Origin of the sequence: Paenibacillus sp. P22 (assembly GCF_000469945.2) — a bacterium.
Lineage (GTDB): Bacteria > Bacillota > Bacilli > Paenibacillales > Paenibacillaceae > Paenibacillus_O > Paenibacillus_O humicus.
In genome coordinates this window covers 29,146-44,459 of record NZ_CBRA020000014.1, presented here as the reverse complement: position 1 = coordinate 44,459, position 15,314 = coordinate 29,146, and the positions used below count along the sequence as shown (strand labels likewise).

The following is a 15,314-nucleotide window of genomic DNA, read 5'->3' as shown; positions in this document are numbered from 1 at the left end:
CTGGAGAGCCTCCGGCCTGGCCTTGCGCCGAGGCGGCGGCCGCCGCTTGCGCAGCCAGCTCGGCGGGATTGATGACATAGTCGAGGTGATAGACGTCGTTGACGGCTTTTTGGATCAGGGCCGAACGCTCCGCCGTATCCAGGCGTTCGCCTTTTGGAGCGGTGAATACGACGCTGGCTTGTCCGCCGGAAGCTTCCGGCAGCTCTTTTTGCAGCTGATCAAGCACCTTCTGCGATTCCGTGCCTTCAATTTTCATCTCGGAGGTGACGTGGATGCCGTTGATTCCGAGCAGAGCGAGGACGACGCCGAGAATCGCGACCCAGCTCAGGATGAACCGCCATGGCTTGTCGTAGGCGGATTTTCCCGCCCGATAAAGAAATGTGGACATAAGCAGCAGATCTCTCCTTTTGGTTGAACAAGATGAAGGACGCGGAATGGTTGATTAATTGGTGAGGAATAAAGCGGATAAGGCTTGAGGCTGAGCGGGACGAAGGAAGCGGACTAGAAGCCGCCCCGCAAGTAACCGAAGGCCGTGTCCAGATAATGCTCGAACGACACCGCATCCGTCGCGCCGGTCTCCGGCTCGTCCGGCAGGAGAACGTCGAGGCTCCCGTCGATGAGAGGAAGCACGGCTCCGTACAAGGCTCCGGCGAGGAGATGGGAGTAGCCCTCGGGATATCTCCCGCGGGAAATATCGTTCAAGGTCGTCTGCGCCTCCAGCTGCAAGCGGCGAAGAAGGCTGAGGATATAAGGCTCCAGGGAAGGCGAGCGCTTGGACAGCGCCACGAGCGTGCGCAATCTCCGAATCAGCGTTGCCGTCAGCCGCATCGTCATGAGCCGGTACAGGACGTCCAGCGGATGAGAGCCTTCCGGCAGCGTCTTCAGCAGATCCATCGGCTCCTGCTTCTCCTTGAAGGCGAAGGCCGCCATGACGACCGCTTCCTCCTTGCAGGTGTAATAATTGGCGAACGTTCTTCTGGAGTAGCCGGCGCGCCGCGCGATGTCGTCGACGACAAAGCCGTCCAGTCCATGCTCCAGAGCAAGCTCGAAAGCCGCTTCGGCCAGCGCGTGGGCGGTAGCTTCTTTTTTCAGTTCACGCAGGGTAAGTTTGTTCATAGCTCTGCTTCTTAAGCGCGCACCTCTCTTTCCCAGGGACGTCCCGATTTACAATAAACGCCTATTTATAGTATTGCCCACAGGGCAAACATGCACAATGGGCAAGATGTTGCGAAATCATGTCTTTTTTATGAAGGAAGGAAAGAGGGATCGCGCCAGCCGAACAGGCGAAGGAGGAGCGGAATCCGATTTTCGGCTGGAACCCACCTGAAAAATAGTAACCTTACCTAGAATCCGGCACCTGTTCATGCCCTGCGTCAAGCGCTTACAATGAGGACAGTCAACGGAGGTGCAAGGCAATGAAGTCAGACGCGCAGGTGAAGGCGGCGGCCGTTCGGACAGCCGCAGGCATGGGAAATGGGCAGAAATGGCTGAGAAAGCTGTACAGCCAAAGGTATTTGCAGATCATGGCGCTGCTCGGCGTCGCCTGGATGATCGTTTTCAACTACATTCCGATGTACGGCATCATCATCGCATTCAAGGAATACGACATCATTTTCCCGATGTCGATGGCGCCCTGGGTCGGCCTCGACAATTTCAAGGAATTCCTGAACGACGACATGCTGCTGACCGTCATCAAGAATACGCTCGGCATCAGCTTGATCAAGCTGATCGTCGGATTTCCGCTCCCGATTATTTTCGCGCTGCTGCTGAACGAAGTCCGGTCCGTCATCTTCAAGAAATGGACGCAGACGATCACCTACCTGCCGCACTTTCTGAGCTGGGTCATCCTGGGCGGCATCCTCGCCACCTGGCTGTCGGATGTCGGCATCATCAACAAAATTCTGCTGTCGCTTCATGTAATCGATTCCCCTATTACTTATCTGGCCGAACCGAAGTATTTCTGGTCCATCATCATCGTCTCGGATATATGGAAGGAGCTCGGCTGGTCGGCGATCATCTATCTTGCGGCCATCAGCAGCGTGTCTCCCGAGCTGTACGAGGCGGCCACGATCGACGGGGCGGGGCGCTTCCAGAAGATGCGCAACATCACGCTGCCGTCCATCATGGGCACGATCACGATCCTGTTCATCCTGGCGGTCGGCAACGTCCTCAACTCCAACTTCGACCAGATTCTCGTGCTCCGCAACCAGCTCAACGCCGATGCCAGTACGGTAATCGACTATTACGTGTATCAGACCGGCCTGATCGACAACCGCTTCTCCTACTCGACGGCGGTCAACCTGATCAAGTCCGTCATCGCTCTCATCCTGCTCGTCGGGGCGAACTTCGTCACCAAGAAGCTCAACAACAACTCGCTGTTCTAAAAGGAGGTCCGTGACAACCATGTTTACCCTCAAAAGGCAAAGCCCCGGCGAAACGGCCTTCGGCATCGTCAACGGTTTCCTGATGCTCGTCATTTGCTTCCTGACGCTGTATCCCATCTGGTACGTTCTGGTCAACGCCTTCAACGACGGAGCGGACGCCATGCGCGGCGGCATCTACTGGTGGCCGCGGCAGTTCAGCCTGGACAGCTTCGGAGCCGTCTTCCGCAGCCAGGGCATCATGACCGCCATGGGCATCACGGTGGCCAAGACGCTTCTCGGGGTTCCCATCCATGTCCTGTTCACGGCGATGGTCGCCTATGCCGTGAGCCGAAGGGAACTCATCGGCCGCAATGTGTACATGATTATCGGCACGATCACGATGTTCTTCGGAGGCGGCCTGATTCCGTACTACCTGCTGATCCGCGACCTCCACATGCTGGACAACTTCCTTGTCTACATCATTCCGGCGGCGTTCAGCTTTTTCGACCTCATCATCTTCCTCAGCTTCTTCCGGGAAATTCCGGCCGGGCTGGAGGAGGCGGCGAAGATCGACGGAGCCAACGACTTCACGATCTTCCTGAGAGTGGTCATTCCGGTCTCGATGCCGGTCGTCGTCACCATCGCCCTGTTCCACGGGGTTTACCAGTGGAACGACTACTTTACCGGAATGATCTACATGAACAACATGGACCTGCAGCCGATCCAGACGTTCCTGTACCGGGTCGTCGCCCAGTCCAGCTCGAATCAGATGCTGGGGGCCATGCCGAGCGGAGTTACCCAGACCGTAACGAGCCAGTCGCTGAAGCTGGCGACGATGGTCGTCACGACCGCTCCGATCGTGTGCGTGTATCCGTTCCTGCAGAAGTACTTCGTCAAAGGCTTCATGGTCGGTTCCCTCAAGGGCTGACGTCAAAGGGGTTATCCGTTCCGCGCCGAGCGGGATTGATAATATAGATGGCACTCATCAACCATAGAAAAGGGGCAACTTTCAATGGGAACAACGCGTAAGGTGGCAACAACGCTTCTGGCGCTGGCCATGACCTTCTCCGTCGCGGCCTGCTCCGGCGGCGGCAATAATGCCGGCAGCAACAAGGGAGCCGACGGGTCCGCATCGCCGGCACCGTCGGCACCGGCGGCCAACACGGAAGCTTCGGCATCCCCGGCTCCGGCAGGTAGCGACGAGCCGGCCTGGAAGCAGGACACCTCTCCGATCACGTTCGACTGGTACATGAACTTCAGCTGGTTCAACAAGAAATGGGGCGGAGACGCCACGGCCGAGTACATCACGAAGAAAACCGGCGTCAAGCTGAACTTCATCGTGCCGGCCGGCAACGAGAACGAGAAGCTGAATACGCTGATGGCTTCCGGCTCGCTGCCTGACTTCATCACGCTCGGCTGGTACGAGGAAGGCGTCCGCAAGATGATCGAGGGCAAGCTGGTGCTGCCTCTCAACGAGCTGGCCAAGGAATACGATCCGTACTTCTTCAAGGTTGCCGACCCGGCCAAGCTGGGCTGGTATACGAAGGATGACGGCAATGTGTACGGCTACCCGAACGCATCGTCCTCTCCGGCCGACTACGAGAAATACGGGGAGAATTTCACTTCCAACCAGACATTCGCCGTCCGCAAGGACATGTACGAGGCGCTGGGCAAGCCGGATATGAGCACGCCGGAAGGATTCCTGAATGCGCTTAAATTGGCCAAGGAGAAATTCCCGGATGTGAACGGCCAGCCGCTCATCCCGCTCGGCCTGCATGAATTTACGGAGACGGGCAACTACTCGCTCGAAGGCTATCTGCAGAACTTCCTGGCCATCCCTCAGGTGAAGGACGGCAAGCTGTACGACCGCCGCCAGGATCCCGAATACCTCAAATGGCTGAAAGTATTCCGCCAAGCGAACCAGGACGGACTGCTGGCGAAGGACATCTTCATCGACAAGCGTCCGCAAATGGAAGAGAAGATCGCGCAAGGCCGCTACTTCGCGATGCTCTACCAGCGCTCCGACTTCGCGGCGCAGAATACGCAGCTGTTCCAGAAAGATCCGAACATGGTCTACATCGCCGTAGACGGACCGAAGAACGCTGCCGGCGACCAGCCGACGCTGTCCGGTCCTGGCATCTCCGGCTGGACGGTCACGCTGATCTCCAAAAACGTCAAGGACAAAAAACGCGCCATCGCGTTCCTCAGCTACCTGATGAGCGAAGAAGGAAATAAAGATATGTATCTTGGTGAGAAAGGCGTCACCTATGATACAATCGACGGAAAAGACCAGTTCAAGCCGGAAGTGCTGGACCTGCTCAACAAGGACCGCACGGCGTTCGACCAGAAATACGGCGCTTCGTATACGTACTGGATGCTCATGGATACGAACATGAACCTGCAGTGGGCGCCTCCTAGCGTCGAGCCTTCCAAGCAGATGGAAGACTGGACGAAGGGCAAGTCGATCAGCATGGCTGAATACGACAACCTGGATCCGGCCGCGACCAGCAAGGAAGGCGTAGCTGGAAGCAAGAACGCCCGTGCATGGGGCAAGGCTCTGCCGAAGATGCTGCTGGCGAAGTCCGATGCCGAATTCGACGAAATCTTCAATAAATACTTGAAGGACCGCAGCGAACAGGAAGCGATCGATGCCTACCGTCAAAGCGCATTCGAGTCCAACCTGAAAAAGCTCGAATCCTTCAGCAAGTAATCCATCCGGCTCTGGCCGATAGAGATCAATCCATCAAGCCTGGCCGTCCGCTTCCTTCCGAGGCGGATGTCCGGGCTTGTACCATCATGAGGCGGGATGTGAAGGCGGCGTGGCGAGAGCGGGCAGGCAGTTGACGGCAACAGTTCGGGATTATGCGGGAAGTCTTCCCCTGCAGGTGAAGCTGATCGCTTCTTTCGTGCTCATCATCATCGTGCCGGTGGTGCTGTTCGCCTGGTATACGCTTCACGGGGTGTCCGACTACTCGATCCGGGAGCTGACCAAGAAGAACGAGAGCATCCTGGATATCGAGAAGACGAATATCCGCAACAATATGGAGCTGATGGAATGGACGGGCCAGATGGCGTTGTCCAACCGGGAGATGGTCGATTACCTCCAGACGCAGGAGGACCTGGATACCGCCTGGCTGCTGGAGTTCAAGACCAAGACGTTCAGCATGTTCCAGAACTTCCTGTTCAACAACCCGCGCATCGCCAATATCCGTCTGTTCAACAACAATCCGTACGTGCATGAATTTTGGCCGGTCATCCTCAACGAGAGCCGAATCAAGAATAAGTACTGGTACGATACGGTCAAGCAGCAGAAGGGCATGGTCTGGTGGGAGCTTCAGAACGACCGTTCCGTCCTTTCCAATTCGACGGCCGGTCCTTTTGTGGAAATTCCGTACGTGTCCCTGCTCCGGGAATTCAAATACCCCGACGACACGACCCACAACGGCATCCTGGAAGTCAGCATGGAGCTGGAGAATTTCTTCAACAAGACGTTCGGCAGCGTTCAGGATCCGACCTCGCGGCTGCTTGTAGTGGGGCGCAACGGCATTGTGTACACCGACCGTGGAGCGCCGATCTACGAGAGCAATACGGCGGAGAGCCTGCTGAGGCATGTGAAGCTGACGAATTCGGAAGCCAATGCCATCTCCGCCTTTTCCGAGGGAGGCCAATCCTATCTGGCTATCCACACGTATGTCCCGATGCTGGACATTCATCTCGTCAATCTCGTCAACCGGACGGACACTCTGGCCGACATCCAGCGAACCCGCGGCAACCTCGTCATCATGATCGTCGTGCTCGTCGCCGTCCTCAGCCTGCTTTCCTATTTCATGCAGTCGATCATTCTGAAGCGTCTGCGCGTCCTGAGAGATTCCATGAAGAAGGTGCGCCGCGGCGACTTTCACGTGGATGTGCCCGTGACGGGCAACGACGAGGTCGGCGAGCTCGGCCATCACTACCGGCAGCTGCTCAAGAAGATCAATGAGCTGATCGTCGATCAGGTCAACCGGCAGGCGGCATCCAAGGAGGCGGAGCTGCGCTCGCTCAAAAACCAGATCGATTCGCATTTTCTCTACAACACGCTGGAGAATCTCAAAATGCTGGCGGAGATCGAGGGGCAGTACACGATATCCGATTCCCTGACGTCGCTCGGCGGCATGATGCGCTACAGCCTTCAATGGACCAAGGGGCATGTGCGCTTGCGGGACGAGATCCAGCATATCCAGAATTACATGGCGATCATGAATGTCCGCTATGACGGCCGACTCGAGCTGAAGCTGGACATTCCCCCGGAATGCATGGACCAGGAGGTGCTCAAGATGTCGCTCCAGCCGATCGTGGAGAATGCCGTCAAGCATGGGATGGACGGCGAATCGGGCACCTCCCGTCTGACGGTTACGGTGTCCGCCGCGATTCGGATGAACGAATGCATCATTGAAGTGACCGACTCCGGCGCCGGCATTCCCGAAGAGAAGCTGCGCATGCTCTCCGGCATGCTGCGGATGGAGGAAGCGGACTATCAGGAGCTGAGGAGCCGCGTGCAAGGAGGCAGGCGGGAGGGGAGCGGCATCGGACTGCGCAATGTGGACCATAGACTTGTCATGAGCTACGGCCGCGAGTACGGCATCCGGATCGAGAGCATCGAAGGAAGCTTTACAAAAGTGGTCATGACCTTGCCGCAACTGATTCTAACACGGGGGGAGAACATCGCTGATGCTTAGTCTGCTCATCGTCGACGACGAGAAGAACATCAGGCTCGGCCTGCAGGCCATGATCGACCGGCAATTCGCGGGCAAGTATTCGTATTTGTTTGCCGAGAACGGCCGTGAGGCCATGGAGCTGCTCGCCAGGGAATCGATCGACATCATGATCACGGACATACGGATGCCGGTTATGGACGGTATCGGCCTGCTGGAGCGAATGCAGGAGCTGCCGGCTATTCCTGCGGTCATCATCCTGAGCGGCCATGACGATTTCCCGTATGCCCGGGCAGCCATCCGATATCAAGCGAAGGAATATCTGCTGAAGCCGATCGTCAGGGAGGAATTGTTTGCCGTGCTCGAGAGGCTGGAGGAAGAAGCCGAGCGCCGCAAGGGACGGGAAGAAGCGGCGGCTTCATCTCCTGCCGGCAATGGAGACGAGGCCGGCGGACAGCTCGCCTATGTGTTGTCCCAGGACCGCATTGATGTCGAGGAAATACGCGGCAGGCTGACTGGCGCCGGACTCGGCTGGCTGGATGAGGGCTACTCCGTCGGGCTGCTGAAGATTCCCGACTCTGCCGGGGCCGATGCGCTTTCCCTGATCGTGAGGGCGGTGAAAATGCTTGGCGGAGAAGAAGAACGCTGGACGGCATGCCGGGACCGGGAAGGTCTGCTGGTGATCGCGGCAGCGGCTGAAGGGCTGCTGCGGCGGCTGTCGGAGCAGCTGTCCGGCAACGCTCTGCTGGCGGCCCGGATGGCGCTCAGCTCCCGAGCTTCGGGAATCGCCCAGCTGCGCCGCTCCTACAGCCAGGCCAGGCAGGTATTGAAATACTTCCTGCTGTATCCGGAGTCGGAGCTGCTCTCCTATGCCGGGCTTGGCGACCGAAGTTCCGGCTGTCCGGTTCCTGTCGATGCCGTCCGAAGACTATCCAACATTCTCGGGACGGGCAAGCTGCAGGAGATGAAGCGGCTGCTGCAGCAGATTTTGGATATCCGGACGGTGAGCCGCTGCGAGATCGGGTATTTGGAGGCGATCAGCCGCGTCCTGAACGAAGAGGTGTTCGACAGCGTCTTCCGCCATTACGGCGAGGAGTCCATCGAGATTCTGAGGCTGTACCGCCGCGCTGGCCATATCGAGAACTTCGACCGCTTCGACGACTACTACCGTCTGGTGGAGCAGCTGCTGGAGCGCCTCGACGAATATGTCGCCGGCGTCCGGGGCGCCCATGGCGAGCGCAAGGATATGCAGAAGGCGGTCGAATATTTGCATGAGCATTTCGCCAGCGATGTGAACATGGCCGTAGTGTCCAACCATATCTCGCTCAACTACACCTATTTCAGCCAAGCATTCAAGGAATACACCGGGGAGAGCTTCTCGGTGTACCTGCGCAGGCTCCGGCTGGCCAAGGCCAAGGAGCTGCTGGGCACCTCCGATCGGAAGGTGTACGAAATCAGCACGATGTCGGGCTTCGACAACGTGAAGCATTTTACGCGAGTGTTCAAGGAAGTGGAGGGCATCACGCCGCTGGAGTACCGGAGCCGCCAGCTGGCGCATGGAGCGGGACGCTCCTGACCTGGCGGCAGCTGAAGCTTGTGAAGCATGGATTTAAATAGCACGAGTCTAATTTAGGATATGACCTGGCGGCGGCAGAAGCATGATTTCGCCGTCGCTCCTGAAGATGCCGGAACAAAGATGATCCGATTGATTTCATATGTAACCGATTACTTTATTCCAGGGAGGAACCGGAAATGGAGAGCCGTCAGCAGGAAGTGGAAGGCTGGGTAAAAGCGGAAGGAAAGCGGCTGGTCAATGGCCGGGGCGAGGATCTGATCCTGCGCGGAACGGGTCTTGGAAGCTGGCTGCTTCCGGAAGGGTATATGTGGAAGCTGCCTGAGGGAGGCGACCGGCCGCGGCGCATCGAGCGGATGGTGGCGGACCTGATCGGGGAAGAGGATGCGCAGGCATTCTGGAGGACGTATCATGACCGCTACACGGCGGAGGCCGATATCCGGCAGATGGCTCTGGAGGGGTTCAATTCCGTGAGGGTTCCCTTCAATGCGAGGATGCTGCTGGAAGGGGAGCGGAATGCCCAAGGCTACAATGAGGAAGCGCTGAAGCTGCTCGATGACGTCATCGGCTGGTGCCGCAAATGGAAGCTGTACGTCATTCTGGATATGCACGGAGCGCCGGGCGGCCAGACGGGAGCCAATATCGACGATTCCGAGAAGGATCTGCCCGAGCTCTACATCTCTCCGGAGCATCGGCAGGCGGCCATCGACATGTGGCGCATGCTGGCCGGGCGCTACCGCGACGAGTGGATCGTGGCGGGCTACGACCTGTTGAACGAGCCGCTGCCGGAGTATCACGGACAGTACAACGGAGAAGCCGAGCCGCTGTACCGGGACATGATCGCCGCCATCCGCCAAGTGGACGAGCGCCATATGATCATCCTGGAGGGCGTCCATTGGTCGACCGACTGGTCGATTTTCACCGAGAAGCTGGACGGCAACGTACTCTATCAGTTCCATAAATACTGGAACAACCCGGATACGGAAAGCATCCGGAAGTACCTCGATTTCCGCGAGGAATGGAACGTGCCGATCTTCATGGGAGAGGGCGGCGAGAACGATCTGGATTGGTATGCGGGAGCGTTCCGGCTGTTCGAGGACCACGGCATCAGCTGGAACTTCTGGACGTGGAAGAAGATGGACACGATCAACTCCCCATGCTCGGTAATCAAGCCGGAGGGCTGGGAGAAGCTCGGCGCCTATCTGGACGGCGGAGAGAAGCCGGATGTGTCGGAGGCCCGTGCTATTCTGAACGCTTATCTGGATGGCCTTCCGCTGGAGGCATGCGACTATCATCCGGAGGTCGTGAACGCCCTGTTCCGCAGGCTGCCGGTCCGCATCCCGGCCATCCATTACGGCTACGACGGAGCGGGCCGCAGCTTTGGAAGCACGGGCGCCAAGGAATGGGAGAGCGGCTATCGCAAGGAAGACGGCATGGAAATCCGCTATCTCGACGGCCGGCCGAAGCTGCCTCCTACGGAGCCGGGCTGGCATCGCTGGGATACCGAGGGAGGGCTTTGCCTTGAGCTGAAGGATGGCGAATGGGCGGCCTATGACTTTACCGTCCGCGGCGGGTCCGGGGCTGCGGAGCGGGATGAGGTGGACGAGGCGCATTCGGCTGACCAGGCGGAAGCTTCGCGGTATCGCCTTAAGCTTCAGGCGGTGACGCTCGATCCGGCAGGCAAAGCGTTGATCGAGCTGGACGGGCATCCGCTTGCGGAGCTGTCTCCGGGAGGAGGCTGGGACGCGGCCGTCCAGGACGCTGAGCTGCCGGCGCTGGAGGAAGGCGCGCACCGGATCGTCGTCAAGGCGCGGGGAGCATCTCTGCGGCTGGAGTATCTGTTGTTCGAGCGGATTTGATCTCCGGCAAGAAGTGTGGGACGGTTGGGAATTCAGCCGGGTAGATAAAAGATTTGCCTGAAAGACATGCCGAAAGGCATGTCTTTCATTTTGTTTGTCTGCTGCCCGGCAGAAATGCCGGCTAGGCTTGGGGAACATGTATGGCAGGCATTTCAGAAAAAATCGCGCCAGCAATAGGAAACTCCCGGATGTGTATGAAAAACGCCGGGCGTACCATTCGTGCAGGAATCAAGAGCTTAACAAAAAATGAAGCAGGCAGCGTCACAGCAGGCAAGTGAAGGCAGCGGAAACGGAGCAGGAAACGGAAATGGAGCAGGAAACGGAAATGGAGCAGGAATCGGAAACGGAGCAGGAATCGGAAATGGAGCAGGAGATGGAACAGGAAATGGAGCAGGAAACGGAAATGGAGCAGGAATCGGAAACGGAGCAGGAATCGGAAATGGAGCAGGAGATGGAACAGGAAATGGAGCAGGAAACGCAAATGGAGCAGGAATCGGAAACGGAGCAGGAATCGGAAATGGAGCAGGAGATGGAACAGGAAATGGAACAGGAAATGGAACAGGAAATAGAACGGAAATCGGAAGAAGAAAAGTGGAGAGAACGCGGGAAGGAAGCAATTAGAGCTGCTGCGGCATGATACCTGCAACACTCTTTCGGCATGTAGCTGGAATGAGGCAGAATGGAAATGAAAACGACAACTTTTCTATTTTAGCGGACATAGGATCCGTTATTTAGGGAAAATAGACGAATTTCAAGTCCTATCGGACATAGAATCCGTTATTCCTGCAAAACGTATCGGTATGGGAGTAAGAATGGAGAAATAGCGGAACGTATGTCCGATAAATCCTCTTTTTCGTCTAAATGAGTCAAATAGCGGAACGTATGTCCGATCCGCATTCCATCAATGCCTTACTCTGTAATCCGCGGCCATGAAGTCTAGCAGCAGGCGCCTTAAATTTGAGTCGACCAAAGGCGAAAACAGCTGCCTCGATGGAAGGGCGATCCCGTCTGCCTTGATCGGCGTCCTATCTAACTTGCCATCGCCAACGCCAAACCGAAGCATAGAGCAGTCCCACTCGTTCCTCCAGAAGCCGGCTCGATTTTGGTTGTTGACAAAAATTACAGCTGTGAAATATACTGACATCAATCAAATAAATTAAACCGGTTTAACTTTCGTTGGCCGGTGCCCCCGATCCTGTCCCGGGGAAGAAGGTACCCTCGGCTGCGATCCATTTTTTTGCCGTAAAAGTTAAACCGCTTTAACTTTTGTCGAAGAGAGGGTCCCCATGATGAAAAAAACGATTGGAGCCTCACAGAGCCGAGCCTTTTACGCGTTCATATCGCCTTGGCTGATCGGCTTTGCGGTGCTCACCCTGCTGCCCATCCTCGCCTCGCTGTACTACAGCTTCACCGATTACGACGTCATCCACGCGCCCGCATGGGTCGGACTGGGCAACTTCCGCGAGCTGTTCCATGACGAGCAGTTCTGGAATTCAATCGCCGTCACGCTCAAGTACACCTTCATCAGCGTTCCGCTCACCTTGCTCCTTTCCTTGCTGCTTGCCATCCTCATCAACCAGAAGGTTCCTTTCCAAGGCTTTTTCCGCACCGCAATCTATTTCCCGAGCATGATCTCCGGCGTCGCCATGTCGCTGCTGTTCACCTGGATCTTCAATCCTCAGGCGGGTCCGTTCAACTATGTGCTGTCCCTGTTCGGGATGGACCCGATTCCTTGGCTGCTCGACGAGCGCTTCGCCCTATGGGCGCTGATTGTCATGTCGTTCTGGGGAATGGGAGCGGGCATGCTGATCTTCCTCGCCGGCCTGCAGGGCGTTCCGGCCTCGCTTCTCGAAGCGGCGCGCCTCGACGGGGCGGGCCGGCTGAGATCGTTCTGGCATGTGACGCTGCCGATGATCTCTCCCGTATTCCTGTTCCAGCTCATCGTCGGCATCATCGATTCGTTCCAGGTGTTCACGCAGGCCTACACGATCACTCAGGGGGGCCCCAATTACACGACCTGGTTCTACGTCTACAACATATATATAAGCGCTTTCAAAAACTTCCGCTACGGCTATGCATCGGCTATGGCCTGGCTTCTGCTCGCGGCGGTGCTGCTCATTACCTGGTTCATCCTCAAGGCGTCGAACCGGTTTGTCTACTACGAAGGGAGCCGCTGATCCGATGAGTCCATCCGCAACTGCCGGCCTGCAGGCTACGCCTGCTTCCCGCGCCGGACGAAGAGAGCAGGCTTGGAGCAAGGCCGTCAGCCTGATCCTGCTGCTGCTGGCCACCGCGGCGATGCTGTCGCCTCTCGCCTTCATGGTGTCGACATCGTTGAAGACGAGCAAGGAGCTGCTCGTCTATCCGCCTCAGCTGTTCCCGAAAGCCCCCGCATGGGGCAACTACGCGGAGCTGTTCCGCAATGGAGAGATCAAGTTCGGCCAGCAGTATGCCAACAGCCTGATCGTCGCCGTGTCGGCCGTCGTCGGCACCGTCCTGAGCTCGGCGCTGGTCGCCTTCGGCTTTGCCCGATACCGGACAAAGGCCAGCGGGCTTCTCTTCCTGCTCGTGCTCAGCACGATGATGCTTCCCTATCCGGCCATCATGATTCCGCAGTTCCTGCTTTTCACGAAGCTCGGCCTTCACGATTCGCTGCTGCCGCTCATTCTGCCGAACTTCTTCGGTTCCGCGTACATGATTTTCCTGCTCAAGCAGTTCTTCTCGACCATGCCGTCGGAGTTGTACGAGGCGGGACGGATCGACGGCTGCGGCGAGTTCCGGCTGTTCTGGAACCTGACGCTGCCGCTGGCCGGGCCTGCCATGGCGACAGTGGCCATCTTCACCTTCATCGGCAGCTGGAACGATCTGCTCACGCCGGTGCTCTACCTGGACTCCCAGGAGAACTTCACGCTGCCGATCGGCCTCGCTTCGATGATGTCCTCCAAGTTCCGGCTCGCTCCGTGGAATCTGCTCATGGCCGCGTCGATGCTGACAGCGGTGCCGATCATCCTCCTGTTCGCCGTCGCGCAGCGAAGATTCGTGGAAGGAATCGTCCTTACCGGCATCAAGTAGACCTCGCTTGCCGGCCGTTGCCGGCCAAACAATGCCTCATATTCCGCCAATCCTTCACATTCCCCCATTGCCGATCATGCAGCGCGTTGAGGCGCTAGAAGGAACGGCCGTTGCCGCAGCCAGGCTTTGCTCCAATCCCGATCATGCGGCGCATGGAGGCATTAGAAGGAACGGCCGCAGCCGCAGCCCGGCTTCTGCGGAGGAATGCCGTCAGACTATAGAACGGTTCACCGCTCTTCATCCATCTACCACCATCCAGGGAGGACGATATCCATGAACGAAACCAAACCAGGACAGCTCGCCAAAAGTGCAGAACAGCTCGCCAAAAGGGAACCCAAGCCAGCAGGACAGCTCGCCGAGCGAGCGGCCAAGCCTGCACGAAAGCTCGCCAAATCGGCGGCAGCAGCCGCGCTCCTGACAGCGGTCTTGTCCGGCTGCTCCGGCAGCGGCAGCTCGGCAGGGGATACGGTCACCATTACGCATTACACGATCGATTCCCCGGACCGGACCTTCGTGGAGAAGCTCATTCCCGACTTTGAAGCCAAGCATCCCGGCATCAAGATCAAGGTGACCAAGGCGCCTTACGAGCAGTTCGATTCCAAGCTGCAGTCCGCCATCGCGGCGAAGAATTCGCCTGACGTCACCTCCCAGTGGGGCTACGGCGGCTTCATGGAATATTACAACAAGGGCATGCTGATGGATCTCTCGCCGTATCTCGGGGACTTCAAGGCTTCGGACTACAATATTCCGGACAACGTGATGAAGATCTACGAGGTCGGCGGCAAGACGTACGGCATCCCGCTGAACAGCTATGTTTCCGTCCTGCTGTACAACAAGGATATGTTCGACAAGGCCGGCCTCTCTTACCCGCCGACGGATTATGAGGACAAGAGCTGGACGTTTGATAAAATGGTGGAGGACGCCAAGGCGATGACGGTCGACTCCAAAAACCTGGCGGAGGCCCAGTACGGGCTCGACTTCGGCTTCGGGGAGCGGGACCAGCGCCCTCAATACTTCGGCGCCAATGTCTACTCGGACGACACCTGGACCAATGGCGGCAAGCCGTCCCAGGTCAATCTCGACAAGCCGGAGGTCATCGACGCCTACAAAAAGATATACGGCCTGATCTGGGATCAGCATGTATCGCCTTCGCCGGCATTCAGCAAATCCGTCGCGGGCCAATTCGGCGACCCGTTCCTCTCCGGCAAGATCGGCATGTCCGTCGTCGGCTCGTGGAGCCTGGCCGCATCGAGCGACTTCAACTTCAAGGTCGGCGTGGCGGCCGTTCCGCAGGGCCCGAATCCGAAGGTGCGCAGCGTCCTCTATATCGATCCGCTGTTCGTGCTCAAGGATTCCAAGCATCCGAAGGAAGCGCTGGAATGGATCAAATATCTCGTATCCACCGAGGTGCAGAAGAAGTCCATCGACCTGTCCGGCGGCAATCCGCCCGTCAACCAGGAGGCGGCGGAGACGTACTACGCCCACTTCGACGGCATCGATGCGGCGCAGATCAAGCAAGTATACGAGGGCGCATACAAATACGGCTTCGAATCGTACAACCATCTGATCGACAACTATTCCCAAATCAACGAGCTGTTCATCAACGAGCTGGCGAGCGTCGAGAACGGCGACAAAAAGCCGGAGGAAGTGCTGCCGGGACTTCAGCAAAAACTGCAGAAGCTGCTCGGCCGGGTCAACAAGTAGGCCGGGCCGGGTCCGCCAGCCTGCAGACATCCTACGCCGCAAGGAGCCA

Annotated in this window: 11 protein-coding genes and 1 pseudogene; 10 read left to right on the top strand and 2 right to left on the bottom strand. The window is 57.7% G+C overall.

What is annotated here, in order from left to right; translation table 11 throughout:
• Together BN871_RS04380 and BN871_RS04375 are read right to left on the bottom strand one after the other, a co-directional pair.
• Positions 1-388, bottom strand: a pseudogene (locus BN871_RS04380) (transporter); the annotation flags it as partial.
• Between the two features lie 113 nt (positions 389-501).
• A complete protein-coding gene (locus BN871_RS04375) occupies positions 502-1,116 on the bottom strand; it encodes a TetR/AcrR family transcriptional regulator (RefSeq protein WP_048744791.1) in 615 nt (204 codons plus the stop codon).
• 350 nt (positions 1,117-1,466) lie between these two features.
• On the opposite strand from BN871_RS04375, the gene BN871_RS04370 reads away from it, so the two are divergent.
• The 10 genes from BN871_RS04370 (at position 1,467) to BN871_RS04325 (ending at position 15,265) form a co-directional block, all read left to right on the top strand.
• Positions 1,467-2,384 (top strand): sugar ABC transporter permease, encoded by a 918-nt coding sequence (locus BN871_RS04370; RefSeq protein ID WP_048744802.1) that lies wholly within the window; start codon positions 1,467-1,469, stop codon positions 2,382-2,384.
• Between the two features lie 19 nt (positions 2,385-2,403).
• On the top strand, positions 2,404-3,291 hold the full coding sequence (locus tag BN871_RS04365; protein WP_048744790.1) for a carbohydrate ABC transporter permease: 888 nt from the start codon (positions 2,404-2,406) through the stop codon (positions 3,289-3,291).
• An 84-nt stretch (positions 3,292-3,375) separates the two neighbouring features.
• The gene (locus BN871_RS04360; RefSeq protein WP_048744789.1) at positions 3,376-5,073 is read left to right on the top strand and encodes an extracellular solute-binding protein; all 1,698 of its coding nucleotides are present in this window, start codon (positions 3,376-3,378) and stop codon (positions 5,071-5,073) included.
• Between the two features lie 76 nt (positions 5,074-5,149).
• Complete coding sequence (locus tag BN871_RS04355) at positions 5,150-7,081, top strand: sensor histidine kinase (RefSeq protein WP_232312806.1); 1,932 nt, start codon at positions 5,150-5,152, stop codon at positions 7,079-7,081.
• Complete coding sequence (locus BN871_RS04350) at positions 7,074-8,633, top strand: response regulator (RefSeq protein WP_048744788.1); 1,560 nt, start codon at positions 7,074-7,076, stop codon at positions 8,631-8,633. The genes BN871_RS04355 and BN871_RS04350 overlap by 8 nt, the downstream gene beginning before the upstream one ends.
• 176 nt (positions 8,634-8,809) lie before the next feature.
• Entirely contained in the window at positions 8,810-10,489 is a 1,680-nt protein-coding gene (locus tag BN871_RS04345; RefSeq protein WP_048744787.1) for a cellulase family glycosylhydrolase, read from the top strand.
• 307 nt (positions 10,490-10,796) lie between these two features.
• Positions 10,797-11,126 (top strand): hypothetical protein, encoded by a 330-nt coding sequence (locus tag BN871_RS04340; protein WP_157060193.1) that lies wholly within the window; start codon positions 10,797-10,799, stop codon positions 11,124-11,126.
• A gap of 649 nt (positions 11,127-11,775) precedes the next feature.
• Positions 11,776-12,666, top strand: a complete 891-nt coding sequence (locus BN871_RS04335) for a carbohydrate ABC transporter permease (RefSeq protein WP_332310171.1) — start codon at positions 11,776-11,778, stop codon at positions 12,664-12,666.
• On the top strand, positions 12,641-13,561 hold the full coding sequence (locus tag BN871_RS04330) for a carbohydrate ABC transporter permease (RefSeq protein ID WP_232312804.1): 921 nt from the start codon (positions 12,641-12,643) through the stop codon (positions 13,559-13,561). Before BN871_RS04335 ends, BN871_RS04330 begins: the two co-directional genes overlap by 26 nt.
• 273 nt (positions 13,562-13,834) lie before the next feature.
• Positions 13,835-15,265 (top strand): sugar ABC transporter substrate-binding protein, encoded by a 1,431-nt coding sequence (locus BN871_RS04325; RefSeq protein WP_083436225.1) that lies wholly within the window; start codon positions 13,835-13,837, stop codon positions 15,263-15,265.
• Positions 15,266-15,314 lie beyond the last annotated feature (49 nt).

What these genes read in the sequence shown, in the direction of transcription:
- BN871_RS04375 (WP_048744791.1), bottom strand. Translation starts at nt 1,116, where the DNA reads ATGAACAAACTTACCCTGCGTGAACTGAAAAAAGAAGCTACCGCCCAC.
- BN871_RS04370 (WP_048744802.1), top strand. Translation starts at nt 1,467, where the DNA reads ATGGGAAATGGGCAGAAATGGCTGAGAAAGCTGTACAGCCAAAGGTAT.
- BN871_RS04365 (WP_048744790.1), top strand. Translation starts at nt 2,404, where the DNA reads ATGTTTACCCTCAAAAGGCAAAGCCCCGGCGAAACGGCCTTCGGCATC.
- BN871_RS04360 (WP_048744789.1), top strand. Translation starts at nt 3,376, where the DNA reads ATGGGAACAACGCGTAAGGTGGCAACAACGCTTCTGGCGCTGGCCATG.
- BN871_RS04350 (WP_048744788.1), top strand. Translation starts at nt 7,074, where the DNA reads ATGCTTAGTCTGCTCATCGTCGACGACGAGAAGAACATCAGGCTCGGC.
- BN871_RS04345 (WP_048744787.1), top strand. Translation starts at nt 8,810, where the DNA reads ATGGAGAGCCGTCAGCAGGAAGTGGAAGGCTGGGTAAAAGCGGAAGGA.
- BN871_RS04340 (WP_157060193.1), top strand. Translation starts at nt 10,797, where the DNA reads ATGGAGCAGGAAACGGAAATGGAGCAGGAATCGGAAACGGAGCAGGAA.
- BN871_RS04335 (WP_332310171.1), top strand. Translation starts at nt 11,776, where the DNA reads ATGATGAAAAAAACGATTGGAGCCTCACAGAGCCGAGCCTTTTACGCG.
- BN871_RS04325 (WP_083436225.1), top strand. Translation starts at nt 13,835, where the DNA reads ATGAACGAAACCAAACCAGGACAGCTCGCCAAAAGTGCAGAACAGCTC.